Annotated in this window: 22 protein-coding genes and 2 pseudogenes; 10 read left to right on the top strand and 14 right to left on the bottom strand. The window is 48.4% G+C overall.

Annotation, left to right across the window (positions count from 1 at the left end; all coding sequences use genetic code 11):
- Positions 1–2: 2 nt before the first annotated feature.
- The 3 genes from M8T91_RS10875 to M8T91_RS10865 form a co-directional block, all read right to left on the bottom strand.
- Positions 3–1,778, bottom strand: coding sequence for a hypothetical protein (locus M8T91_RS10875; protein WP_301414179.1), 1,776 nt, complete (start codon positions 1,776–1,778; stop codon positions 3–5).
- A gap of 617 nt (positions 1,779–2,395) precedes the next feature.
- Positions 2,396–4,432: an NADPH-dependent 2,4-dienoyl-CoA reductase gene (locus M8T91_RS10870; RefSeq protein WP_301414178.1), complete on the bottom strand. Its 2,037-nt coding sequence runs from the start codon at positions 4,430–4,432 to the stop codon at positions 2,396–2,398.
- A gap of 326 nt (positions 4,433–4,758) precedes the next feature.
- On the bottom strand, positions 4,759–5,652 hold the full coding sequence (locus M8T91_RS10865; protein WP_301414177.1) for a LysR family transcriptional regulator: 894 nt from the start codon (positions 5,650–5,652) through the stop codon (positions 4,759–4,761).
- Between the two features lie 128 nt (positions 5,653–5,780).
- On the opposite strand from M8T91_RS10865, the gene M8T91_RS10860 reads away from it, so the two are divergent.
- The 4 genes from M8T91_RS10860 to M8T91_RS10845 all read left to right on the top strand — a co-directional run bounded on the left by M8T91_RS10860 (position 5,781) and on the right by M8T91_RS10845 (position 9,617).
- Positions 5,781–6,440: a histidine phosphatase family protein gene (locus M8T91_RS10860; RefSeq protein ID WP_301414175.1), complete on the top strand. Its 660-nt coding sequence runs from the start codon at positions 5,781–5,783 to the stop codon at positions 6,438–6,440.
- A gap of 17 nt (positions 6,441–6,457) precedes the next feature.
- Positions 6,458–7,684 carry an acyl-CoA dehydrogenase family protein gene (locus M8T91_RS10855; protein WP_301414174.1) on the top strand — a complete coding sequence of 409 codons (1,227 nt, stop codon included), beginning with the start codon at positions 6,458–6,460 and terminating at the stop codon, positions 7,682–7,684.
- Positions 7,677–8,732 carry a phosphotransferase gene (locus M8T91_RS10850; RefSeq protein ID WP_301419069.1) on the top strand — a complete coding sequence of 352 codons (1,056 nt, stop codon included), beginning with the start codon at positions 7,677–7,679 and terminating at the stop codon, positions 8,730–8,732. Before M8T91_RS10855 ends, M8T91_RS10850 begins: the two co-directional genes overlap by 8 nt.
- A gap of 108 nt (positions 8,733–8,840) precedes the next feature.
- Positions 8,841–9,617, top strand: coding sequence for an SDR family oxidoreductase (locus tag M8T91_RS10845; RefSeq protein ID WP_301414173.1), 777 nt, complete (start codon positions 8,841–8,843; stop codon positions 9,615–9,617).
- Between the two features lie 295 nt (positions 9,618–9,912).
- Here M8T91_RS10845 and M8T91_RS10840 read toward each other — a convergent pair whose 3' ends face one another.
- On the bottom strand, positions 9,913–10,311 hold the full coding sequence (locus M8T91_RS10840; protein WP_301414172.1) for a DUF6632 domain-containing protein: 399 nt from the start codon (positions 10,309–10,311) through the stop codon (positions 9,913–9,915).
- Between the two features lie 710 nt (positions 10,312–11,021).
- Between M8T91_RS10840 and M8T91_RS10835 the strand changes: the two genes are divergently transcribed.
- On the top strand, positions 11,022–11,237 hold the full coding sequence (locus M8T91_RS10835; protein ID WP_301414171.1) for a hypothetical protein: 216 nt from the start codon (positions 11,022–11,024) through the stop codon (positions 11,235–11,237).
- A 39-nt stretch (positions 11,238–11,276) separates the two neighbouring features.
- Here M8T91_RS10835 and M8T91_RS10830 read toward each other — a convergent pair whose 3' ends face one another.
- The 6 genes and pseudogenes from M8T91_RS10830 to M8T91_RS10805 all read right to left on the bottom strand — a co-directional run bounded on the left by M8T91_RS10830 (position 11,277) and on the right by M8T91_RS10805 (position 15,867).
- Entirely contained in the window at positions 11,277–12,359 is a 1,083-nt protein-coding gene (locus tag M8T91_RS10830) for a linear amide C-N hydrolase (RefSeq protein WP_301419067.1), read from the bottom strand.
- 722 nt (positions 12,360–13,081) lie between these two features.
- Positions 13,082–13,348: a hypothetical protein gene (locus M8T91_RS10825; RefSeq protein WP_301414170.1), complete on the bottom strand. Its 267-nt coding sequence runs from the start codon at positions 13,346–13,348 to the stop codon at positions 13,082–13,084.
- Between the two features lie 61 nt (positions 13,349–13,409).
- On the bottom strand, positions 13,410–14,387 hold the full coding sequence (locus M8T91_RS10820; RefSeq protein WP_301414169.1) for a trypsin-like serine peptidase: 978 nt from the start codon (positions 14,385–14,387) through the stop codon (positions 13,410–13,412).
- Positions 14,388–14,920: 533 nt separating this feature from the next.
- Positions 14,921–15,146: pseudogene (locus M8T91_RS10815) on the bottom strand (integrase core domain-containing protein); the annotation flags it as partial.
- A 116-nt stretch (positions 15,147–15,262) separates the two neighbouring features.
- On the bottom strand, positions 15,263–15,451 hold the full coding sequence (locus tag M8T91_RS10810) for a type II toxin-antitoxin system RelB family anti-toxin (protein WP_301414168.1): 189 nt from the start codon (positions 15,449–15,451) through the stop codon (positions 15,263–15,265).
- Entirely contained in the window at positions 15,448–15,867 is a 420-nt protein-coding gene (locus M8T91_RS10805) for a hypothetical protein (RefSeq protein WP_301414167.1), read from the bottom strand. The genes M8T91_RS10810 and M8T91_RS10805 overlap by 4 nt, the downstream gene beginning before the upstream one ends.
- A 97-nt stretch (positions 15,868–15,964) precedes the next feature.
- Between M8T91_RS10805 and M8T91_RS19025 the strand changes: the two genes are divergently transcribed.
- Entirely contained in the window at positions 15,965–16,576 is a 612-nt protein-coding gene (locus M8T91_RS19025) for a BRO-N domain-containing protein (protein ID WP_301414166.1), read from the top strand.
- A 1,001-nt stretch (positions 16,577–17,577) separates the two neighbouring features.
- Here the strand turns inward: M8T91_RS19025 and M8T91_RS10795 are convergent.
- Positions 17,578–18,269 (bottom strand): annotated as a pseudogene (locus tag M8T91_RS10795) (IS3 family transposase); the annotation flags it as partial.
- Positions 18,270–18,393: 124 nt separating this feature from the next.
- On the opposite strand from M8T91_RS10795, the gene M8T91_RS10790 reads away from it, so the two are divergent.
- The 4 genes from M8T91_RS10790 to M8T91_RS10775 all read left to right on the top strand — a co-directional run bounded on the left by M8T91_RS10790 (position 18,394) and on the right by M8T91_RS10775 (position 20,225).
- Entirely contained in the window at positions 18,394–18,723 is a 330-nt protein-coding gene (locus tag M8T91_RS10790) for a hypothetical protein (protein ID WP_301414165.1), read from the top strand.
- Between the two features lie 158 nt (positions 18,724–18,881).
- Positions 18,882–19,202: a hypothetical protein gene (locus tag M8T91_RS10785; RefSeq protein WP_301414163.1), complete on the top strand. Its 321-nt coding sequence runs from the start codon at positions 18,882–18,884 to the stop codon at positions 19,200–19,202.
- Between the two features lie 15 nt (positions 19,203–19,217).
- Positions 19,218–19,583 (top strand): hypothetical protein, encoded by a 366-nt coding sequence (locus M8T91_RS10780; RefSeq protein WP_301414162.1) that lies wholly within the window; start codon positions 19,218–19,220, stop codon positions 19,581–19,583.
- A gap of 300 nt (positions 19,584–19,883) precedes the next feature.
- Entirely contained in the window at positions 19,884–20,225 is a 342-nt protein-coding gene (locus M8T91_RS10775; RefSeq protein ID WP_301414161.1) for a hypothetical protein, read from the top strand.
- Positions 20,226–20,600: 375 nt separating this feature from the next.
- On the opposite strand, the gene M8T91_RS10770 is transcribed toward M8T91_RS10775, so the two are convergent.
- From M8T91_RS10770 to M8T91_RS10760, 3 genes are all read right to left on the bottom strand, one after another.
- Positions 20,601–20,936: a hypothetical protein gene (locus tag M8T91_RS10770; RefSeq protein WP_301414160.1), complete on the bottom strand. Its 336-nt coding sequence runs from the start codon at positions 20,934–20,936 to the stop codon at positions 20,601–20,603.
- A 625-nt stretch (positions 20,937–21,561) separates the two neighbouring features.
- Positions 21,562–22,197, bottom strand: a complete 636-nt coding sequence (locus M8T91_RS10765; RefSeq protein ID WP_301414159.1) for a tyrosine-type recombinase/integrase — start codon at positions 22,195–22,197, stop codon at positions 21,562–21,564.
- 81 nt (positions 22,198–22,278) lie between these two features.
- Positions 22,279–23,389 (bottom strand): IS3 family transposase gene (locus M8T91_RS10760; RefSeq protein WP_301413887.1). Its coding sequence is split into 2 segments (ribosomal slippage): positions 22,279–23,137 and positions 23,136–23,389, totalling 1,113 coding nucleotides; the frame shifts between segments, so codons are not numbered across the junction.
- Between the last annotated feature and the right edge of the window lie 422 nt (positions 23,390–23,811).

Raw genomic sequence — 23,811 nt, 5'->3', positions numbered from 1 at the left:
TTTTACCTCTTGGCTGACATCTCCGTCCCAGGCGAGTAGGGGTTTTGCTTCTTGTTCCAATGGGGATAGTGTGTGTTGCTGGTACGGGGTTGGCAGGGTGCCTTCAGATGGTCTCCTGCGTGGCTGTGAAGGTATTTATGGTAAGCGACAAGGGCACACAAATAGTGCCCCACATCGTCGATATGAATCCTGAAGGCGTGATGCCGGGTATAAAAGCTACCAAGAATCTTTGTCGGATTCTTAAAAAACAGGGCGAACTCAGGCCAGAAATACCCATTGAGCAGATGGGTGGTGTGCCTGTGTAGAGCCTGGTAAAAATGGGTCAGATCCACCTGATCCAGCAAATATTGGAACTGTCCCTCCTGCCGCAGCCGCGTAATCATCGTATCTGCCGCCGTCATTGATTGTAACAGGATGGGCGAGGGGATGATGCGTTGTTCCATTACACCGAGGTGTCCGGCAAAATTTCTAATGCCAAACTGATAGTACCGCTCATCGGGCCGATAGGCGGTCAGTTCGTTTACGCAGTAGCCCAGCCAAACATTGTGTGCCCGCCAATGCCCTGCGGTCAGTAAATAATTGAATGCTTTGTCTGCCACTGCCAACCAACGTGAGTGCTTACTAAAGCCATACAGGCGCAGGAGCCCCAACACTGCCTGACCGTCGTAATCAATCACCCGATGGCAGTCTTTGACAGTCAGTGCGGGGTATTCCACAGCATGAAAAAATCGGCCGCTGGTGGGAGCCTGCATCAATTCAATGCCTCTGGCGAGCCTTGTCATCCATTCGGCATATTGGCTTGTCTGCCGGACCTGGGAATAATTCACCAGTGCGAGAAGACATACCGCATTGCTGCCCAGCCTGATTTCTCCATTGGGCTCCACCACAAATGCGCCGGTTTTACCGGATTCCAATACAGCGACCCGGAGTAATTTTTTTGTCATGTAGTCGAGTGAGTGTTGAATGGCTGATAATTGGGAGGCGCATTTGGTTATTTTCCAGGTTTCAATCATCGTATAGACAGCACTGGCGTGCTCCAAGGCAGTACAACGCGACATTGCCCTGTCAAAGCAGGCGTACCATCCTTTGTAGAAACTGCCATTGGGTTTAAGCTGGCTGATTAAATAGCGGCTGCCATCCTCAATGAGCTGGGTGACAGTTTCACAATTCAGGGTGTTGATTGTGCGCCGGCCGGCATCAGGTCCCGGCCCATAAAGGTAGACCGGTTCCCTGTGGTGTTCACAAAACAGTCCTTTTGTGGAAAGCAGAACAATGGTTCTCTCTTCGGAAAAATCCAAATCTACCTGGGGACCAAAGCGTCTATTTGTGTAGGAGCGAAATTCTTTTTCATTGAGGATGGCGTGGTCCATCCGACCGCCCTCGTCGAGCATGGCATTGCCATTGAGCTCCTGTTCCAGAAAGGCAATGTTGCAATCGATATCCAGGGCAATACCATAGCGAAAGTGGCATCTTTTTGTATCCTCAAGCAGTTTATGAAGGCCGCACAAGGTTGTTATGCTCTTCTGGATGACCCAATCCACCCGCAACCAGCAGGGCTCCATTGCGTTTTGTGCTGCCACGATTTGAATGGCGTCTGCAAGATTCTTCCAGGCCTGGGAAAAGCTTTGGGCGTTGATATGTTTTACTTGCGCACGCTGTGTGGCATCGCTGATCGAAAAAAAAAGTGTATAGGGTGGCTTTAGTTCGCGAAGTGCCTGTTCTACCTTGTTGCGGGCTCGTGTGAGCAGGCTGGATAGGGGGGTATCGCTGTTGTTCACTCTGACTCTCAGAACTGGCAGTAATGATTCCTGTGATTACGGCCGAACGACTTTCTTGCAGGAGTATAGACCCGTGTACCGTTACTGTTTGCTCTGGTTGGTGGATGGCGTTTGGGTGAATTTTTGGTGAAAATTTTATGATTTATCCAACAACAGGATAGATGTCTGCACTTTTGCGGTGGTGGCTGGTATCACTGGGTTGAAGGCTGGTGCGTGACCCTAAAACCAGCCCGCGCCAGCTTATTGAGCCGGTTTTTTTGACAATGCCAATGCAATCGGTTGTGGGGCGGATACATCACATTAAGCGGGTCGTGATATGGCCTGTCTATTATCCTGCCAACGTAAGAAATGCATTTGGTTTGCCCGTGGCTGATTGTTGGCACCGCGAGGTGTTTTATGGCCAACCGCTGGCCTTTCGATAGGCTGACCGGTTACACCCCGCAGGGCAGAAGTGGGTGCAGGGGTTGAGCTGAAGCGCGAAAATGCTTGAAGCCTACTACAGCAGCTTGAGGGGGAACAACAAATGAAACGGGAATCCTCCAGCCGGTGTAAGAAGGGGATTCCCGTGTGGGAAAATGCCAGGAACCCCTTTGCTAAATTACATGCCGGGGATTGCTTTAGATCTCAGCAGCGAGTCGCGCGCCCTGGTCAATCGCGCGTTTGGCATCCAGTTCTGCGGCTTCGTCGGCACCGCCGATCAGGTGGGCTTTGATACCACGCTCAAGCAGTGCCTGGTATAACTCACGGGCGGGCTCCTGGCCAGCACAGACGATGATGTTGTCTACTTCTATTAGCTGCCGCTCGCCACCAATGCGGATATGTAAGCCCTGGTTGTCGATTTTTTCATAGGTGGCACCGGGGATCATTTGCACTTGGCGATGTTGCAGGCTCTTGCGGTGAATCCAGCCGGTGGTCTTGCCGAGATCAGCGCCCACTTTGGATGTTTTGCGTTGCAGCAGAAAAACCTGCCGCGGGGAATTCACCGCTTTGCGGGGCTTCAGGCCGGAGCGGTTTTCCAGTTCGATATCCACTCCCCATTCGTCGAAAAATGCTGCTTTGGTACTGGTGGCCGGTGATTCTTCGCCGGAGTAATCATCACTGTGTGTGAGGTATTCCGCTACGTCGAAGCCAATACCACCAGCACCGATAATGGCAACCTTTTCGCCCACAGTAATCTTGTCCCTGAGTACATCCAGGTAGCCGAGTACTTTTGGGTTTTCGATTCCAGGAATTACCGGCATGCGCGGCGCAATACCGTTGGCGAGGATCACTTCGTCAAAGGACTGCAAATCCCCTGGGGTCGCGACGGTCCGCACTTTCACCTTGACACCGGTGACCTCGAGGCGGCGTTTGAAATAGCGCAGGGTCTCTTGAAATTCGGCCTTGCCGGGAATCTGTTTGGCGATATTGAACTGGCCGCCGATTGTGTCACTGCTTTCAAACAGGGTAACCCTGTGTCCCCGCTCTGCGGCTACAGTAGCGGATGAGAGACCAGCGGGACCGGCGCCGACCACCGCCACTTTTTTCGGTGTTTCAGTGGGCAGATAATTTAATTCTGTTTCGTGGCAGGCACGGGGGTTGACCAGGCAGGAAGTGAGCTTTAACTGAAAGGTGTGGTCCAGACAGGCTTGGTTACAGCCAATACAGGTATTGATTTCATCGTCTCGGCCGGCAGCGGCCTTGGCAACGAAATCCGCATCTGCGAGAAAGGGACGGGCCATGGAAATCATGTCTGCCTGTCCGGAAGCGAGCACCGCTTCGGCGACCTCCGGCATGTTGATCCGATTGCTGGCCACCACTGGCACGGTGAGGTGCTTTTTTACTTTTGCGGTGATGTCGGTGAACGCAGCGCGGGGTACATTGGTGGCGATAGTGGGCACACGGGATTCGTGCCAGCCGATACCGGTATTGATAATAGTGGCACCAGCTTTTTCGACAGCCTGGCCGAGAGCAATAACCTCTTCAAAGTCACTGCCATCCTCAACCAGATCAAGCATGGATAAGCGGTAGATAATAATAAATTCAATGCCCAGGGCCTCGCGCACACGGCGCACGATTTCGATTGGCAAGCGAATACGGTTTTCGAAGCTGCCACCCCATTCATCGTTGCGTTTGTTGGTACGTTTTGTGATGAACTGGTTAATAAAGTAACCCTCGGAGCCCATAATCTCCACACCGTCGTAACCGGCTTCACGGGCCAGTGTGGCACAGCGCACATAGTCATCAATCTGATGTTCAATTTCCTCAACAGTCAACTCGCGGGGGGTGAACGGATTGATTGGCGCCTGAATGGCAGAAGGAGCGATCAGGTTTTCATTGTAGGCATAGCGGCCAGTGTGCAGAATCTGCATGCAGATTTTCCCCCCCTCAGCGTGGACAGCTTCTGTCACTTCCCGATGCTGTTGCGCCTCTTGCGGGGTGTTCATTTTGGCGGCCCCCTTGAATACACCGCTCTCTTCATTGGGAGCAATACCGCCGGTTACAATCAGGCCAACCCCGCCCCGGGCGCGCTCAGCGTAGAATGCCGCGAGCCGGGCAAAGCCCCCGGCGTGTTCTTCCAGATTGGTGTGCATGGAGCCCATCAGTACCCGGTTGCGGAGGGTGGTAAAGCCCAGGTCCAGAGGGGCCAGCATGTTAGGGAAGGCATGGGACATGGCAAAACTCTCTTTTGGTCGCCTGTTGTTGAATATGCAAAGAGTTGCATATTGGTGCCTATCAGCATACCAAGGAGGGCTGGTGAGAAACAGTGACCTATCCAGTCTAAATCGGTGATTATTTACCGGTGCTGTCCTGTTTTTTTCTTTCCCCGCAGAGACTCAGCCGGCCATCCAACAGGTTTTCATGGTCTGCTGAATGGCCATAGTGGAAATACCGGCTGCTGGTGAACATGTGCCGGATTGCCATTTTCCATGCGATTGCGCAGTACCAGCTTTCTGTATTGGGCTATTGGGCCGGTTTTGCCCGGACTATTGCCAGCGTTTTATTCTGTCAATACCTCCAGAAGTTGCTGACGGAACCAGCGGTTGGCAGGATCATCGTGCAGGCTTTTATGCCATAGCAGGTGCCAGTCCATCTGGGGTATCTGGAAAGGCAGTTCAAAGAGTCGTGCAGTGTACTGGCTCGCCAGACTGGCTGGCACCGTCAGGGCCAGGTCGGTGCGCAATACCACCAGAGGGGCCACCCGGTAGTGCTGCACGCGCAATTTGATAGTCCGCCGCCGTCCCAGTTTGTTCAGGGCAATATCTGCCAGGCCGGGCCCGGTGCGGCGGCTGGATACGTGGATATGCTCAAGCTGCAGATACTGCTCCAGAGTCAGGCTGGCCTCATTTGCCAGGGGGTGCTCGTTGCGCAACATGCACAGGTAGCGGTTTTGCATCAGGCGCTGCTGTTTCAGTTGGCCCGCTGTGGCCAGGGGGATATCCAGGGCAAAATCCAGGGTATTGGCAGCCAGCTCCTTGGCCAGCTGGTCTCGGGGAACATAAAAAGACTCTACAGTCACTCCGGGCGCCTGGTGCTCCAGTGTCTCCAGCAGGCGTGGCAACAGTACCGTTTCCACCATGTCATTCATAGACAGTCGCAGGGTTTTGTGGGCCTGAGCCGGATTGAAGTGGCGGTGCTCGTTCAGGCTGTTGGCGAGCAGTGACAGCGCCTGCTGCACACGCGGCATAATGCTCTCTGTGAGGGGGGTTGGGGTCATGCCGGAAGGGCTGCGAATAAACAGGGGATCATCCAGAGAACGACGCAGGCGCGCGAGGGCATTACTGACTGCCGGTTGGGTAATATGCAACTGTTCGGCGGCCCGTGTAAGGTTGCGTGTACTGTAAATAGCCTCCAGTACCACAAACAGATTGGTATCCATTTTTTGCAGTTGCATAACCCCTCTCCAATCATAAGCAATGTGAATAATAATATATTCTCATAATAAACTTTAATGATCCAATTGGGACCGTTAGGGTAGGGACATGGATTTAGAGAGGCATACCCAAGTTGGCAGAGTGTATTGTGGTGCGTCACGGACAGGCGTCCTTTGGCAGCGAGGACTATGACAAGCTTTCAGAGAATGGCTGGCAGCAGTCCCGCTGGCTGGGGGACTATTGGCGGCAAACCGGCCTCCAGTTTGACCGGATTCTCTGTGGCAGCCTGCACCGACATCGACAGACTACCGAAGGTATTTGCGAGGGCCTGCAAGTGGTGGGGCGGGGCAGTTATGAAATTGTTTCGCAGCTGGATGAATTCGATTTTCTCGATGTGGTGCGCCTCTACGGAGCACATAATCCTAGTTGTGCGCCCGGCCCCAATGCCAGCCGTGCTGATTTCTTTCGTTTCCTGAAGCAGGGCATGCTGGCCTGGGCGGCAGGGGAGATCACGCCGGCGGAGAGCTGGTGCAGTTTCGAGCGCCGTATCCGTGAAGTGTTGGGTCTGATTTGTGACAGTGCTAAAGGCAGTAGGACCCTGGTGGTCAGTTCTGGCGGAACTATTGCCATGATGATCCGACAGATTCTGGACAGTCCCCCCGAATCCGTGGCCAATCTGAATATGCAGATTCAAAACACCGCAACCAGTCGATTTTTTTTTAGTGCGCAGGGCATCAGCCTGCACAGTTTTAATCATGTGCCGCATCTGGATAGAGACGGGCGCCGTAAACTTATTACATACAGCTGAACCACAGGTGGGAAACCATGCAGTTTGAATATTCGGAAAAAGTACAGGACCTGCTGGAGCGGCTTAAAGGTTTTATGCGGGAATATGTCTACCCCGCAGAAGCTACTTATATGCAGCAATTACAACAGGATCGCTGGGGTGAACCACCGGTTATGGCGGAGCTGAAAAGCAAAGCCCGCGAAGCACAATTGTGGAATTTGTTTTTACCAGGCTCCCGTTACGGTGCTGGCCTGAGTAACCTGGAGTATGCCCCTCTGGCAGAAGAGATGGGCAAGGTGCTGTTCGCTTCGGAAGTATTCAACTGCAGTGCGCCGGATACCGGTAATATGGAAGTGCTGGCACAATACGGTTCCGAATCCCAGCGCAAAACCTGGTTGAAGCCATTACTCAACGGCAGTATACGTTCGGCATTTGCCATGACTGAGCCGCAGGTGGCCTCCTCCGATGCCACGAATATTGAAACATCTATTATGCTTGATGGAGACGAGTATGTAATCAACGGTCACAAATTTTATATCAGTGGCCTGATGAATACGCGCTGCAAGGTGATGATTGTGATGGGCAAGACGGACCCGCACAATCCAGACCGCCATCAGCAACAATCGCAAATTCTGGTGCCCACCGATACGCCGGGCGTTAAAATACTTCGCCCCCTGCAGGTGTTTGGTTATGATGATGCCCCTGAGGGACACGCAGAAGTGATTCTTGACAATGTGCGCGTGCCCGTTTCCAATCTGATTCTCGGCCAGGGGCGAGGGTTTGAAATTGCCCAGGGCCGTCTCGGTCCTGGACGGATTCACCACTGCATGCGCCTGATTGGCCAGGCGCAACGGGCCCTGGAAATGATGGCACTCCGGTCGGAGCAGCGCGTTGCATTTGGACGCCCCTTGAGTAAGCAGGGCTCGGTGCGTGAAGATATTGCCAAGTCTGCCTGTGAAATTGAGCAGGCCCGCCTGTTGACGCTGAAAGCGGCAGCACATATGGATCGCCTGGGTAATAAAGCGGCCAAGGACCTGATTGCTATGATCAAAATCGTTGCACCACGAATGGCCTGCAATGTCATAGACCGTGCAATCCAGATTCATGGTGCAGTGGGTTTAAGTCAGGACAACAGTCTTGCACACTATTACGCTTACGCACGGTCTATTCGTTTAGCAGATGGGCCTGATCAGGTGCATATGATGCAGTTGGGGCGCAATCTCGCTGCCCGCTATGCAGCGGAGCATCCCCATGAACATGCCTGAAACCGCAAAGGCGCTGCGCAGTGCGGTACAGGACCTGCCGCTGGAAAAGCTGCAGGACTACCTGGGTGCAAATATTGACGGTTATGCCGGCCCGCTGGAGGTGTGTAAATTCCCCGGTGGGCAATCCAACCCCACTTTTAAGCTGAAAACACCCTCGGCCACCTATGTGTTGCGCCGTCAACCGCCGGGTAAACTGCTCAAGTCTGCACATGCAGTGGATCGTGAATATCGCGTAATGTCTGTACTGGCCAATACTGATGTGCCGGTCCCCAAAGTTTTACACCTATGCGAGGATCGGGCACTGATAGGTTCCATGTTTTACGTAATGGAGTATTGCGAGGGCAGGATTTTCTGGGAAGCGGCAATACCGACAGTGGAAACCGCACAGCGCACAGCCATTTATGATGAGATGAATCGGGTACTGACCACTTTGCACAGCCTTGATCCCGTGGCTCTCGGGTTATCCGACTACGCCCGAGCGGGCAACTATTTTGAGCGGCAGTTAAAGCGCTGGACCAACCAATACCGTGCGTCTGAGACGCGTCATATAATTGCGATGGAGCGGCTGATCGAGTGGCTGGGCCACGCACTTCCCCCGGACGATGGTCGGGTGGCGCTAGTACACGGTGATTATCGCTTGGACAATATGATATTTCACCCAGAGGCGCCCAGGATTATTGCCCTGCTGGATTGGGAATTGTCTACGCTTGGCCATCCTTTTGCCGACCTTGCCTATCAGTGTATGCAAATGCGCATGCCTGCCGGCGGAGACATGATGTCCGGCTTGCTGGGCCTGGATATCGAAACCTTGGGTATCCCCACCGAGGCAGATTATGTGGCGAAATATTGTGTGCGTATGGGTATTGACCGGATTGAAAACTGGCCCTTTTACCTGGCCTTCAGCTTTTTTCGTTTAGCGGCCATTATACAGGGCGTGGCTAAACGTGCCCTTGAGGGTAATGCTTCCAACAGGGATGCGGCAAAGCTTGGTCGCTTGGTGGAACCTCTGGCCCAAACTGCCATGGATATCACCAGTCAGGCTGGCTAGTCCAGTGTCATTAGTTGGTCCGAGCAATAGCCTGCTCAGGATATATTATCCGAGACAAGATACGTGATGGAGAATGCAGTGAGTGTAGAGGAACAATAAGGATAGACAATGTCAAATAACCTTTTTGATCTCACAGGAAAAATCGCTTTGGTAACCGGGGCAAGCCGCGGGATCGGTGCAGCTATCGCCAAGCTTCTGGCGCAACAGGGCGCGCATGTGCTGGTTTCCAGCCGCAAAATCGAGGGCTGCCGGGCGATGGCTGATCATATTGTTCGGGCCGGTGGTCGCGCAGACCCTGTTCCCTGTCATATAGGCAATCTGGAGGAGATTCAGCACGTGTTTGCTGGTGTCCGTGAGCGCTTCGGCCGCCTGGATATTCTGGTAAATAATGCCGCAACCAATCCCTATTTCGGTCATATTCTGGATACAGACCCGAGTGCCGTTGATAAAACAATCGAAGTGAATATTCGCGGTTACTTTTTTATGTCGGTGGAAGCAGGCAGGCTGATGCGACAACATGGCGGTGGTGCCATTGTCAATATTGCTTCCATTAATGCGCTGCAACCGGGGGTGGGGCAGGGTATCTATTCCATTACCAAGGCTGCGGTGGTCAATATGACCAAAGCCTTTGCCAAAGAGTGTGCACAGTTCAATATCCGGGTGAATGCCCTGCTGCCGGGCCTGACAAAAACCAAATTTGCTGGTGCACTTTTTTCCCACGAAGAGGTTTATAAGGCGGCCATTGACCATATCCCGATGCATCGACACGCAGAGCCTGAAGAAATGGCAGGTACTGTCCTCTACCTGGTGTCCGAAGCTTCCAGTTATACTACCGGCGAGTGCGTGGTGGTGGATGGGGGGTTGACCTCCTGCGGAGGAATTTAAGTTAATAGTCACCAGTATTCACCATGAGCCTCAGCCAGATTTAATTTATGGCTTGAAAAGCCATTTGGCCTGTTTTGACAGTAGTGATTTCCAGCCATATACGGTTATTAGTAAATAGTGCCTTAAGTTTGTATCTAGAGGAGAGGGTGTGGCTTAAATCCTATGGTCACCAGTGTAGTGGTCTACTAAACCCGGACACCAATTTAGGTGGTAAAGTCGCCAAGTTTCTCAGGGGAATTTGAATGAAGTCCCTTGGTCAATAGCTTAATTATAAATCCTGTGTCGACCAAGATCATCAGCGCGTCAAATAGCGGGCGTTTTTGTGCCTGGGCAGTAGATACCAGAGAACCCCTGAAATTAAATACTGTACAGGGATATTGCCGATCAAGTTTGCATGCTCGGCTCGATCAGCTAACACCATCAATAACATGATGGTCGCATATATCATATTCAGCCAGATAGTGAACCAAATCAGATTGAGGTTGGCAGAGAGATTTTTAGCGGCAAGAATCAGAAATATACCCAGAGTTGCAAAAAAACCCACAATAAGCTGTTCGTATTCTGGCTGTGGAGGCATCCATCCCCAACCAGAAGGCCATATCCAAACCATCAAGGGATACATGGCAAAGATATATAACAAGCCTATAGTAACTAGGGCGATGGCAAGATACTTGGCGCGAGTAGTTTCATTCATGTTTTTCTCACGGGTTGCAGGCCGTGTCTGCTTTGATTCGCAACTCAAAATATAGACGACTTAGGTGCTTTCCCTATGTGGTTTTTGTACAGGTTCTGAAAGTACGCCACTTTGTAGCTTATAACTTTTCCGGAACTACCCAGTGCAGTGTTTTTATTTGGGATAGTTTAATGCTTGATGGCGACTATTTTCCCAGGCAGAGTGGTTTTCTCATGCTGCGACGAAGCCGTTTCCAGAATGATATACTGGGCGTTGAAATTAGCTTATGTTTTCTGGCTATGTAGTTGCATGATAAATGACCGCGTATTTGCCAGGTTGGTCAAGAACGCTCATTATGAGGAATTTGATGACGATATACGGTGGCAGATCGATTGGCATAAGTATGCCAAATATTCATGCACTTTTGAATAGCCATGATAAAAATACTAAAGGTTGTGTTTGTGTGATGCAGTTCAACATGAAGTAAAAGGAGCATTGTGCGATACTATAAATTGCCACTGCAGTATGTATTAGAAGTTGCATGAAATTTACAGTTCATGTACAAAAATGTGAGGGGGAACTCAAGCATCAATAGTAAGTGGTTCAAAATCTCTGAAGTGGCAAGGAGAGTATTCTTCTACGAATATGGTTTCTGTTTGTTCTGGTAGATGTTTGAATTAGATATCACGGGAATTATTGCTTTTCACTAATAGACCTGCCGGCTTGTGACTATGGGATATATATTTATTGGTGAAAGAGCAGATTTTTATGAAACTACGGATAGCTGTATTCAGTTCAAAGAGTCATTGGATGGTAAACTTGTAGATGATTATAAAATGAGTAATGACAGTATACGATTTGATGGTGAGGAATTTTTAATCATGTTTTTTACTCAATCAATCACAATCAATACGTTGGTGGTTGGCATGTTTGCGTTACAGCTCTGACTCGTTTTTTTGCAAAATGCCAAAGTTCCATGTGAAAATCTAATTGGGTGCAATAAACTTAAATGGTGCAGATGGCTTAAAAGCTGATGCTATATCTCCCTGTAGATTCTCCGGTATATCTAATTTCAGGGTCATGACTTTAGCACCAGAATTCAGATCTATTTTGTCAAGATCCACCCAGACAATCGAAGGGTTAATGACTGATTCGAAGTAATAGCGCTTGGTATCTTGTTCAATAACTGATCGCCACAGTGTTGAAGCAATGTTTGGCTTACTGGGATTGCTCATTCCCAGGGGCACACTGATAGCGCGTATCTGGGAGAATACTGAAGCGATTGCATCGCGGCGTTGTTTGAATTTAGGTGAAGACTTGAGAGCATAGCTGGCGCGAACAAAACGATCAGCTGCGCTAATGGTTCCTGGTAAGAAGTTATTACCTCCTATAAGGCTCCAGTATGTGTTGAGGGCTAGTTGCTGTCCATAAACAGGTGAGTTTGTCATCACCGTGTATTCTTTGCCATGATGGATTCTGAGGTCACCATCAATATATTCAAAGATGGCAGAATCGCCGGTGGGGTCAGAAATTGCAATATGCGCATCAGCTGGCTTACCGTTTGGCAGATTAGCAGAAATGACCGTGATAGGGTCTGCTTTCATCACCTGAACAGCTTCAGAAACAGTTGCATAATTATCAAGAAAATATTGTAGCCAGGCTCCAACTGAAATTGTAGGCTTTCCTCGAGTATCAGCATCCCCGTAATTGGTTTCTGCAAGATAGAGAAGGTTTCCTACCAAGCCGGCTTCATTTATCCCATCCGAGGTCGCTGCGTCATAAATACTGATAATGACAGATCCATACTTGGAGTCCCAGGTGATTGAACCTTTACCAACGCCACCGTTACGCCGCATGCCCCGGGGAAATATCCAGAAATCCATTGCAGCTGCAGTATCACTCCAATCCATGGATCGTCCAGTGATATAAGTTCCCACGCCGGTTTCATAGAGAATGCGGGTGCATGCTTCGGCAGAGGTTGCGGCGATGTTTACAACGACAGTCAAGCTTGATAGTACCAGACAGCTAATATTCTTCTTTATATCATTTAATATATTAACCTTTCTCATCACACTTTTTCCCATCCTCTATTCACTATTCCAGAATCTAAATACAGAATTAGTAAATTCAATTCAATAATACGATTGATGTGATAAGAGGATAGCCCGAAGGTATTTCCCCGAAAGGTAATCTACGTCAAAATCGGTGTAGAAAATTGAAGTTCTTGGATAGTCAAACTATCACAATGCTTAGGCAGTGATAAACCGACACCTAGAGCCCAAGCTATGTCTAAAATGCGGTATAGGTTCTGTTGCCTGTTGTAAGTGGTGCCCCAAATATGACGATATATATGCCATCCATAATGATCTGTTAAATGGTACTGGAGAGCAAAAATCGTCACTTTAAAGAGTTATACGCCGAGTAGTGTCTCCAGAGTGAGAGTGATGGCTGGTTGGGCCAGGCTGAATCACAACATCCCCTCTAGGATAATCACAGATAGCATCAGAAGATGATTAACGATTTCAATCGAGATGAGCTGGTTGCCAGAGTGGATTTTGCTTACCGGGTGAGCGGGTAATTGAGATTTTACGCTAACTAATCAAATACCTCGGAAAGCCAAAACAGTCTGCCTGCAAAAACAACCTAAATTACATTGGCAGTTTATTAATAACGATCTTTGATCGATTTAAATTGAGAAAATACCAGACTGCCTAATACAGGTTTTTCATTCCTGGTTGTCTGAACTGGTACACGTAAAAAATATTATAACGGTATCTTTTTTCAAATTGAATTAACGTGTCGATCTATTCTTTTCTGACAATGATTGCAATTTTTTAACCGTTACTGGATTAGCACTAAGCCATATTTGTAAAGGGTAGGATTCAAGAATAACCACGTCTTTTACCTGTCCTAATTGTTCAAGGCGTTGTACTTCGAGCAAAACGGGGTCAGGAGTCATCAAACTACCTCTTACCATGATACGCTGCCATTCTGACTCTTCACTTGCCATTATTCCACATGCACTAAGAAAACTGATCAAAAGTAGTAGTTTTTTCATATCACAATTTAAAAAGGCGCCAAAAGGCGCCTTTGCCGGTACCTGAAGCCAGTTATCTGCTTTATGGATAAGTTGTAATCCAATCTTGTAAAGTAGTATACACTGTGCTGGTTAAGCGGGTTCCACAGTTTTGCGTGGGTGATCCTGTAGTATGGATGCCACGGACAGTGTTACCAGTGTCTTTAATTCCGCTGCCACTTTGGCCACCTGCTGTGTCTAGTGTATAACACACCCTGAAGGTGGTTGAGGATGTATTGCCTGAGTCTGTCCACATTGTACCAAATGGCTTATCTCCCGGGTATCCGGTAACGCTGTGCGTACCTCCCGAATAGGTTCCCCATCCGGAATGCCCACCGTGAGGCGCTTCAGCTAATACAATGATTGCGTAGTCCCGGTTGGTATCTGCATTATTGTGCCAGGCGGTGGTGGTGACAGCATTTGTCCAGGTTTCACTACCCCATGGTTCGAAACTCCCGTTTTGGGCTACGGTGAAATCAAGTGAACTGTACCAGTTACCTGCACCATCGGAAACGCAATGCCCTGCTGTTAGGACATGCTTTTCGGTAATCAATGTGCCAGTACATCCCACATCAATGCGGCCGTTAAACCAATGAGGATCTTGTACGGTATTGGTAATTTGTATTCTATCGTCAGTACCTATAACAACAGAGGGAAATAATCTCGTATTATCATATGTGATTGTGGGTAACTGAGATTTTGATGAAAAGATACTTGCATCTAAGCCCTGTGATTCAATGATTGCGATCGCTTGCTCCAACAGTGCAAGTTCCATCCCGTCTACTTTTGCTATATATTGCTTACCGTCTGGAGTGACAGCTATGGCACTTAAAGATGAGGCGCGCTCAGTTAAAGTATACTCTTTCTTACTAGAGACTTCGTCGACTACTGGTTGTTTTGCAACATTATGTCCGCTTATGAAGCTCGCAGTTTGGTCTATCTCAACAAAATTGTAAAGGGAGCCTGCATGTGATGCCCCTGAGAGTACTGCCAGTGAAAGAAAAATATGAGTCTGATTCATATCCAATTCCTCACAGTTAATTTTTATATGGTTTTGGCACGACCAATCCTTTTTGCACTAGTTTCTGTGCGGGTGAATAATATAGTATTACTATTTGGATTTACAACTCGGCAAAATGGATTTTAATTTAACTGGCGCCGTAATCTTTATGTTTTATTTGGTAATCATTAAAAATCACAATTTTCTTTTTAATACTCTGAAGGTTCCAAAACACAATAGTCTGGAACGATAAAATCCATTTTTCTGGGTAAGTTTACGTTACCCCAGCGATGGTTTTATGCTTAAAAACAATCCTGGGAATAGGTGTCAAGATGTAATTGACTCCAATTCATTTGGTCAGTAATTAGAGTTTTCTCGTATTCTATTTGTAGAAAATTATGTGTGAGATGTCGCGCCAAATTAACAGTTAAATTTCGGGTATTGCCAAATAGGCCGAAGAGGAAACCCTAAGGTCATAGCATTCTTGGAAATACGATATGAGTGTGACCTTTCCCCCTGCATTAGTAGCATTCGCAGGATGAGATTCCTGTAAATTACGCCACCTTTTGAGCAATCTCAACTGGGCGGTATATAGCCGAGTGAGCTATGCGGCCTGATGGTGTTGTAGTGTTCTCGCCACTGATCGATTTCCCAGCGTGCTTCTTCCAATGTTCTGAACCAGTGGCGATTCAAACACACATTCCTAAACTTGACGTTAAGGCTTTCCACAAATACATTCTGCGTTGGCTTTCCTGGCTGGATAAAGCTCAGATCAACATCTTCCTTGACTTGAATAGTAACTTTGGAGAATTGATACAGAATTGCTTCTGGAGTAGAAACCTGGATATATAGTGGCCACGATGACCACTACATAAATGCTATGTGTAATTTGCTTTCTATCTCAAAAATATTTCTTCAACTTTTAACTCAAATAAGCTAGAAATTTTATAAGCTAACGATAGCCTTGGATCATATTTATCTTTCTCAATTGCATTTATTGTTTGGCGCGAAACATCTAGTCGTTCAGCTAAATCGGCTTGCGTCCAATCACGTTCTGCTCTTAGCACTTTTAGCTTATTTTTCATGCCGCTTTTCGCATCCCAATGATATTTCCAAGAACCAATGAAAGACTCATTACGACAACTAATATTTCTGAATGCCATCTTCCGATAGGAAGGTTTTCTACTCCCTCAAGTAATATCAATAGGGTTGTAATTAACCAAGTAACACTGAGAGTAAATGCCATTGAGTAAAGCTGAATTTGCCTCTGTAAATCATCCAAATCTTTAAGCCATTTCCAGTGAGCAATTATAACGCAGATCATAAGTGAAATATTGGTAGCTAAGGCTGCAATGAGCACGGCGATGTTTTCCGGCCACCAAACATTAACTGCAGCCGACGCGACAACAAAAGTCGCCCCCCAGCTTATAGTCCAAAAAAATATATACGCTGAGTTTTTTATGCGTTTTTTCTCATAGGTTATGGGCTGTTGAGTGTGCATTGTCGTTTCCTCATGACATAAAGTAAATAAATCTTTACATTTTGTTATGTAAATGTAAAGTTATTTTTACATTTTTTGCTTATTACATTTTGTCGTAATGGGAAAGGAGTTTTACCTGGTAGCGGATGTTCAGCTTCTGTGCTCACCACATTTCTACAATCTGGAGCTACTAGTTGCTTTCCTGAATTGTATAAAGTTTGTTCAGGGGACCAGATACAGTAAACCAGAGAACGCAATCAAGCGTCACTGCAAGCACCAAACCACTACCCCGAAACAGGGGGGTGGTTTCCTGACCCTGATTCCTGAGTCGGATCTTTATCGGCTTGTGTTTCGATCCAAGCTGAAAAGTGCAGAGAAATTTGCAGATTGGGTGTTCGAGGAGGTCTTGCCTGCTATCCGCAAGACCGGCTACTACTCCCAGGGTAAATACCATTACCCTCTGGAAACTGCGAAACCGCGCATTATGCCACTTGAGTACCAAGCTTGGCTGACCCATGATGCGATGCTAGATGAAGGCTACAATCGGCCTTTGGAGCAACTGCTGGTTGAACTCAGGGCAGATGGGCACGAAATCGCTGAGACTGCGCAGGAGTACAAAGCTCTATATCTGCTGGTGAACACTGGTCGGCTGCTGCTGAATGAAGTGCGCAATATTGCTGGCGTCGGGTTGAGTCGGGAACTGAACTCTTACTTTTGGCCCAGCTTTTGAAAAATAGCTTGACTGTTCATATCGTAATCAGTTATCTTGATTTCCTGTAGGTTGTGCTTTTTGCGCCCGTAAGAAAAGAACCCGCTTAATGGCGGGTTTTTCTTGTCTGGGATTCGGCCCAGTATTTCGTGATACTACTAGGTAGGGTATTGATTTGCGTCGGGTCTTTTGTAGACCGCGAAGTGGCTTTTTATTTCCGATTTTTTAATGAGTAAGTATGAATAGTCAAAAATGTATTTTTGGTATTGCAGCCATATTGCTTAGCTTTTCTAGCAATGTTTTTGCTGGGTTATGGACAGTAGATATTGAACAAGTGCTAGTTTAGAATACTGAGAGGGCTGAGATAATTGCTGCAAACCCACGAGATCCAAATCCAGCCGGAAGTGCCTGGGATTATGATATTAATAAAGTTCTCCTTGGTGATCCGGTTGCGGATTCAATGCTATCAACCGCTTTGATGGCATACGCGACAGGAAAAGTCATAAGAATAAGTGTGGACGGCTCCGGCGCCTCTTGTTCGGCTACTTATATCCAAATCTTGAAGCAATAAAATTACTAATGCGAAGGTGTTTAGAACACTTTGTCAACCAATTAGCCTCTCATGCCGATATCCTTTATTGGTTTTGAATACATAACCTTACAACCCACCAAGGCATGGGTGGAGAATATGTGCAACTTAATCCAAGGAGTGATAGAAGCGCTTTATTTGGCGGATAATGCCGCATAACTGTATTTAAATACAACCTGTATGTATTGACAGCCTAGGCGTGAAGATACTATATTCAGCTAAGCTGTCGCGAAGTATGCGCAGCGGGACCATACCCCCCTTTGAAAGCCCCGTCTGGTTAAGCCGGCGGGGCTTTTCTATGGCTGTAATTTGGGCATGGACTATTCGTAATGTAATTGGGGGAGAGGCGTTGATTTCCTCCAAGGCCGCCGTATACTGTGATGCGCTAAAGAGTAGTGCGTGAAGGCCTTGCGCAGAGTCTTGATCAGCCCCTTCGGAATGCTTTCCCATCGTTAGTCCGATGGTGAACAAAGTCATACGACCAGACATGGTTCGGATACTCCGGACGCAGTCGAACACACGACCCATCATTTAGCCAGAGCCATCCCTTCTTTGGTTGTTTCATTGGAACCTTCAGCCCCTCACGCCGCCACAGTCGTTCCACGCGCTTGTTGTTCACTTGCCAGCCTACATCTCTCAGTAAAACTGCAATCCGGCGATAGCCGTATCGACCATACTGTCGCGCAAGCTCGACCATGTCAGCAACCAAACGGTTTTCGTCGTAACGACCAACAGGCAGGCGCCTTTGTGTGGATCGATACTGGCCCAAAACACGGCACGCCCGACGCTCAGAAATGTGAAATCGACTTCGTAGGCGGGCAATACAAGCACGGCGACGTGAAGGGCTCAGAAGTTTCCCTTGGCAGCCTCTGACAGAACCAACTTGTCCAGCGTGAGATCCGATACTGCTCGGCGCAACCGCTCATTCTCCTTTTGTAGTCGCTTGAGTTCCTTCAGTTGGTCGGCTCCCATCCCGCCATACTGCTTACGCCAGCGATAGAACGTCTGCTCAGTTATTTGCATCTGGCGTATCGCATCCAAACGCGATATTCCCTGACCGCAGAGCACCTCAATCTGCCGCAGCTTCGTGACAATTTCTTCCGGCTTATGATGTTTGATTCCCATGTTTACCCCTCCGTCTCCTAATTATACGGGTGGACCACTTCAAGGGGGGAGGACCAAATGCAGGCCAATGTGCGTTTTATCACCCCGCTTTTTTTACGCCAATTATTCCAACAAAGTGGGCTCGATGCTGATCGACTACGTCAAGATCGACGTGGTGGAAGTGCAGGACCAGCGCAACCTGCCGTTGATCCAGTCCGTTATTGCCAGCCTGCCCACCAGCTCCGCACTCTCCGCTGTGGATGCCGGCAGTACTGCCAGAATCAACATTGCCGCCCATAACGTGCAGTTCGGCTTCGGCACCATCAGTTACAACAGCGGCAGTATCAGCGGGTTGTCGTTCAGCAGAAAATATTATGTGTACTGCGATGACCCCGGCCCCAAAGGGGTGCCGTCACCTATAAGGCCACCACCAACTACTCCAAACTCGCCGGTGGTACCTGGCGTCGGCAGATAGGCACCATCAGAACCCCTGCCAATGGCGGTGGCGGCACCATACCGGATGATCCCTGGTGCGTAGCGGCCGGCATCTGGCTGACAGAAAAGCTACAGGCGGATCACTGCAAAGCGGGGGATCTGATCGACTGCTGGGATGTGGGTGACAGGGATACCCACTTGGCACCCATTCACGAAGTAAAACCCCAGGACGAAGTGCTCTGTGTATTACTCACCATGGCAAGCGGTGCCCAGGTGATCTGCAGCCGTGAAACCCCGGTGACAGACTCGCAAGGCACAGTATACGAAGCCCAGCATTGTCAGGGGGTACAACTGGGTGTACTGCATGAAGAGGAACCGCTCACCTGGGAAACTGTCGAGCGGGTGCAATGTGCCGGCCTGCGCACGGTGTACAAGATCAGTGTGGGCAATATCAGCTATGCCGCCGGTTTGGATTCCCGGCACCGGATTATTACGCACAACGGAGTGCATAAACCCTAACAACAGGAGCATGGGATGGTTGAATACATACAGGCCAGCGGTATCAGCAATGCCGGAGAAGACGAGCACTTTTACGAACTGACCACCGGCATCTATACCGGTGATATTGTGCGCATCGCACAGGTACGCAACCCAATCGATCTGGACCAGGACGGCAGCCCCGACCAGTTTGCCTACAAGATGATCGGTGCCTTTGTTACTACGGATAACCAGGTGCGCAACAATGCTGCCGGCACGCCCTGGCAGACGCCGGGCAAGGTGGAAACCCTGCAGGCCCCCGCTGTTGCAGAGGGTACCGAAGACGAGGCAGTAAACAAAGCGGTGTGGCGTATGGAGTGCATACAGCGCACAGTGAATCTGCGGGTGGTGATTGGGGAGTAACGGGGGGAGGCTAGAGTTCCCCTTTTCTCAATTATGTGCCTGTTCTAATTACGCTGAAAATGAGACTTTCAAAAATGCCTTGCCCAAGTGACACAGAATCCTGAACACTGCCAAATATCGGGCTTTAAAACAGCCGCTACCTCTCCACTTGATGCCTCTAATCGGGAGGCTTATTTTTGAAACTTTTTTAGGCTTTTGTCATGGTGTAGAATAGAAAGATTTTATTCGATTTGACTATTAAATCTTCGGATGAGAGTCAAACAATGTATTCGCTAAATCAATTTTATTAAGGTGCTTAAAATGAAGAAGTTATTGATTCTAGCTATTGTAGCATTATTTGCGGCAAATGCTTATTCTGCTGGTTCAGTCACTGGAAAAGTAGAGCGAGTTCGAGTCGATGGAAATGGGACGGCTATGGTAATTTTTGATAAACCCCTAGGTGGAGAGCCAGCAGGGTGCTCGAACAAATTCTATGGCAATGCATTGGCAGTGGATGCAAGAACTGATGGTGGGAAAGCGGTATTAAGCATGGTTATAGCAGCAAAGCTTTCAGGGTCAACCGTCCAGGCTTATGGGTTGGGTACATGTGGTATATATGGAGGTAGTACTGTTGAAACGTGGAATCATGGGGGTTTGCTGTAAGAGGTTTTGAAGTAACTTGAGACGAAGTCATGTGGCGAGGGTGTCAAGTTCCAGTTCTGGACTGGATGCGCCCGGCGCTTGGAAGCTTTCAGTATACCGACGTAGAGCAGCTTTAGTAAGCTGTTCTTATTGGCATTGATGTCTCTGGTTCTGTATGAGCCAGTGCAGGCAATTTATATTAAGCGGTTTATGGCAATTGTTGAGAAGTATGGATTGACTTTAACTGAAGAGGAATCAGTTCAGTTCCAGACGGCTCTAAACAATTAACGGGAAAGCAAACAAAAGAGTTTGGCGCATAGTGTACATCTAGCGTACGGTGAATCTGCGGGTAGCGATTGGGGAGTGAAGGAGGGCTAGAGGCCCTCCTTATTGTGATTAGTACTCTTGGAAGAGATACAGTATCTCTATGTTGCCAGACGGTGGACATTCAGGAACACTTACTGTTACCTTCTTTCCTGCCATACCGTTTGCAAGAAGCATGGAATACCAGTTTTTTGCTGCATATTTACCTCTGGCATCCTCCTCATTCATTTCGAAATAGTAATATTGGTTGCCCGCAATACAGGTATCGTTTTTTAACCGGAAAAATATTTTACCTCTGTCTGGGTAGAGTCTTTTAATTTCTCCGGTGATGGTTTCAGCAGCTATTGCTTCCATGCTGCAGAATATAATGACTACAGCAGATATTTTTCTCAAAATAAATTTAAACATAAGTTCTAAGATTCGGATTGGGATTAAATCTAAGTGGTGATCGTGATAGCTATTATTATCTTGACTGTTCCTCCTGTGATAAATTGACGTCGGACCTTCAAATAATTATTTATATTTTCTGGAGGCGAAGGCAAAAGCTTTTTGTACAACCTCCTAAAAGAGGAGTTTATCAGATGCTTGATTTTGCTTATCATCCTATGTGCTGCCCTGGCTGACTGTCTCGTAGTTGAGGCCAAGGATCACTGAAACTACGACCGCAATGAATGCCTCACCCGCTGGTCTGACATCGATGGTGACTTTCAGAGCACCCGTCATGGGCTTCGGGAAAAATCGATTGTGTACGAAATTACCACACTGAATTACCACACCAGCACTAAAAATAAAAAACCCTCCAGAGAAGAGGGTCTTTAATTGCCTGATTTTAAAGGCTTATTTGGGGTGGCCGACGGGAATTGAACCCGCGACCTCAGGAGCCACAAGGATGTATTTTCCTCTTATAAAACAACTTGTTATGTGAATTCATGTACAAATAGCTGTATATATAACCAGTAGGTTTTACAGCAGTTTTAGACAACATGATGATTTTTCGTACACGCTTTTTCCGATAACCTCAGCCCACAAAGCTCTATTCTTTATCTTTTTCCTCATCGTTGTCAATCCCCCTGCTCAAGGGAAATGCTCGGTCTGGAGTACGGTTATATCGCTCTGCCATGGAGGTTGTTTTGTGACCAGTAAAATGCTTCACATCCCCTTCAAAATCACTTGCCGCCTTGATCTTTAAATCATGGAAGCGGAAGCGCTCTTTAATGATGCCAGCAGCCAGAGCAGCACGTTGCTCACGCTGCCAGACTGCATTGAAACCAGTACGAGTGTACCCCTGGCCAGTGCGCCCCCTGATGATGTGTGCGGACTGGACTTTGGCTTTAGTATTTCCTGCGAGGGCCGAATCCACTGCCTTTCGCAGAGGCGTATTCCAGAGCTTGAGCTGTTGTTTTCCTGTCTTAGCTTGGGCAATCAATAGGCCGTCTTCCTGAATATTATGCCGGGTAAGTGCGAGAACGTCTTGTTGGCGTGCAGCGCACAGATATGCTATTTCCATTGCGCATTGGTGCATCAGATGACCCCTTTGCCCCAGCCAGTTCCAAAAAGCTTTGTATTCCTCATCTTGCACATAGCGACCGCCAGGTGATTCCAAAAAAGGCCGTACTGCTTTAGTGGGGTCTTCAATCGTCACGAAACCACGGGCTTTCCCCCATTTCATGATGAGCCCCAGAAAAGTTCGTTCGCGATTGGCTGTGGCTGGATATTTAGTGCCTCGGGAGTCCATTGTAAACCTCCCTAATTAGTGACACCCTAAATTAGAGTTTTCTAGCCCTTCATGTTTGGCCAGATACTCCCAGGGAGTGAGATCTCCCAGTGAGTCATGTGGCCGCTCTTCGTTGTATTCCCTGATCCAGTTTTCGGTCAGTTCCCGCACCTCGTTCAGCGTGCGGAACACATACATGTTTAAGATCTCGTCACGATAGGTGCGGTTGAACCGTTCAACGTACGAGTTCTGTGTCGGCTTGCCTGGTTTAATAAATTCCAATTCGATGCTGTGCTCCTCCGCCCACTCAGCCAGTGCGGTGGAGATGAACTCCGGGCCATTATCCATTCGCAGCTTGTTGGGATAGCCCTGCCAGGCCACGGCCCGCTCAAGCACCCTGATCACCCGTGGTGCCGGCAGGTTCAGGTCGATCTCGATGGCCAGTGCTTCCCGATTGAAGTCATCTACCAGATTGAAGGTCCGGAAGCGGCGACCACAGAACAAGCTATCGCTCATAAAGTCCATCGACCAGCAGTGGTTCACCTCAGCTGGAACCGACAACGGCTCCGGGTTGCGGCTGGGTAGCCGTTTCTTGCCTCTACGACGCTTATTCAGGTTTAACTCGCAGTACAGGCGGTGAACTCTTTTGTGATTCCAGGCATGCCCCCAGCGACGCAGAATTTTGAACAACTTGTCGAACCCGTAAGCTGGGTAGCGTTCCACTGCCTCTTGGAGCTTGGCGATCACCTCATCATTCCGGTTGGGAATGGGCCGATACCGATACACTGAATCGCTTATGCCAACTGCGCGACAGGCCATGCGAAGGCTGGCACTATGCTCTTGTCGGGCATAGTCGACCAGCTCTCGCCTAATCGCTGGCTTTACAGCTTTTTTCAACGATATCTTTGAGGATCTTATGTTCCAGACTGAGGTCAGCGAACATCGCCTTCAAACGACGATTCTCTTCCTCCAGTTCCTTGAGCCGTTTGATATCGGACGCCTCCATACCGCCGTATTTGGATTTCCAGTTGTAGTAGGTAGCGTCGGATATCCCGTACTCCCGACAGACTTCTTTGACCAGTCTGCCGCCTTCTACTTCCTTCAGGATCTTTACTATCTGCGTTTCCGTGTAGCGCGATTTTTTCATTATTAGCTCTCCGTGTGAGCGTAGTTTACGCCGGAGAACTCTAAATGTGGATGCCCCTAGTTTAAGGGAGGTTTACAGTGGGCTATATGCTTGCTATTGGGGCGGGTAATTTGTGTGTCGGATAGATCATTCTGATACAGAGTCGGCAACCACTCCTCAAATTGAGGGCGACTATTCATAAAAACTGGACAATCCAAGCTTTAACCCATCACCACTTTTGGCTGACACCGTTTTGGCACTTTTGCGTTTAGGGGGTATAAATCAGCTACCTTGCGATTCTTGTCTCTACCAGACACCCAACTACTCAAACAGGCCATTGAGCCGGTTTTTTTACGCCTGGAGAAAGTGGCTTCATTTTGTACGATTGTGTCATGCCAGCATAACTAATTGATCTCAATAGAAATTTTATATATCTGGCGTAG

This window comes from Microbulbifer sp. MI-G (genome assembly GCF_030440425.1).
Classification (GTDB): Bacteria; Pseudomonadota; Gammaproteobacteria; order Pseudomonadales; family Cellvibrionaceae; genus Microbulbifer; species Microbulbifer spongiae.
The sequence above is the reverse complement of the archived record's forward strand: the minus strand, read 5'-3'. Positions and strand labels throughout refer to the sequence as shown.

What these genes read in the sequence shown, in the direction of transcription:
- M8T91_RS10870 (WP_301414178.1), bottom strand. Translation starts at nt 4,432, where the DNA reads ATGTCCCATGCCTTCCCTAACATGCTGGCCCCTCTGGACCTGGGCTTT.
- M8T91_RS10865 (WP_301414177.1), bottom strand. Translation starts at nt 5,652, where the DNA reads ATGCAACTGCAAAAAATGGATACCAATCTGTTTGTGGTACTGGAGGCT.
- M8T91_RS10855 (WP_301414174.1), top strand. Translation starts at nt 6,458, where the DNA reads ATGCAGTTTGAATATTCGGAAAAAGTACAGGACCTGCTGGAGCGGCTT.
- M8T91_RS10850 (WP_301419069.1), top strand. Translation starts at nt 7,677, where the DNA reads ATGCCTGAAACCGCAAAGGCGCTGCGCAGTGCGGTACAGGACCTGCCG.
- M8T91_RS10845 (WP_301414173.1), top strand. Translation starts at nt 8,841, where the DNA reads ATGTCAAATAACCTTTTTGATCTCACAGGAAAAATCGCTTTGGTAACC.
- M8T91_RS10840 (WP_301414172.1), bottom strand. Translation starts at nt 10,311, where the DNA reads ATGAATGAAACTACTCGCGCCAAGTATCTTGCCATCGCCCTAGTTACT.
- M8T91_RS10835 (WP_301414171.1), top strand. Translation starts at nt 11,022, where the DNA reads ATGGGATATATATTTATTGGTGAAAGAGCAGATTTTTATGAAACTACG.
- M8T91_RS10830 (WP_301419067.1), bottom strand. Translation starts at nt 12,359, where the DNA reads ATGAGAAAGGTTAATATATTAAATGATATAAAGAAGAATATTAGCTGT.
- M8T91_RS10825 (WP_301414170.1), bottom strand. Translation starts at nt 13,348, where the DNA reads ATGAAAAAACTACTACTTTTGATCAGTTTTCTTAGTGCATGTGGAATA.
- M8T91_RS10820 (WP_301414169.1), bottom strand. Translation starts at nt 14,387, where the DNA reads ATGAATCAGACTCATATTTTTCTTTCACTGGCAGTACTCTCAGGGGCA.
- M8T91_RS10810 (WP_301414168.1), bottom strand. Translation starts at nt 15,451, where the DNA reads ATGAAAAATAAGCTAAAAGTGCTAAGAGCAGAACGTGATTGGACGCAA.
- M8T91_RS10805 (WP_301414167.1), bottom strand. Translation starts at nt 15,867, where the DNA reads ATGCACACTCAACAGCCCATAACCTATGAGAAAAAACGCATAAAAAAC.
- M8T91_RS19025 (WP_301414166.1), top strand. Translation starts at nt 15,965, where the DNA reads ATGGGAAAGGAGTTTTACCTGGTAGCGGATGTTCAGCTTCTGTGCTCA.
- M8T91_RS10790 (WP_301414165.1), top strand. Translation starts at nt 18,394, where the DNA reads ATGCTGATCGACTACGTCAAGATCGACGTGGTGGAAGTGCAGGACCAG.
- M8T91_RS10780 (WP_301414162.1), top strand. Translation starts at nt 19,218, where the DNA reads ATGGTTGAATACATACAGGCCAGCGGTATCAGCAATGCCGGAGAAGAC.
- M8T91_RS10775 (WP_301414161.1), top strand. Translation starts at nt 19,884, where the DNA reads ATGAAGAAGTTATTGATTCTAGCTATTGTAGCATTATTTGCGGCAAAT.
- M8T91_RS10770 (WP_301414160.1), bottom strand. Translation starts at nt 20,936, where the DNA reads ATGTTTAAATTTATTTTGAGAAAAATATCTGCTGTAGTCATTATATTC.
- M8T91_RS10765 (WP_301414159.1), bottom strand. Translation starts at nt 22,197, where the DNA reads ATGAAATGGGGGAAAGCCCGTGGTTTCGTGACGATTGAAGACCCCACT.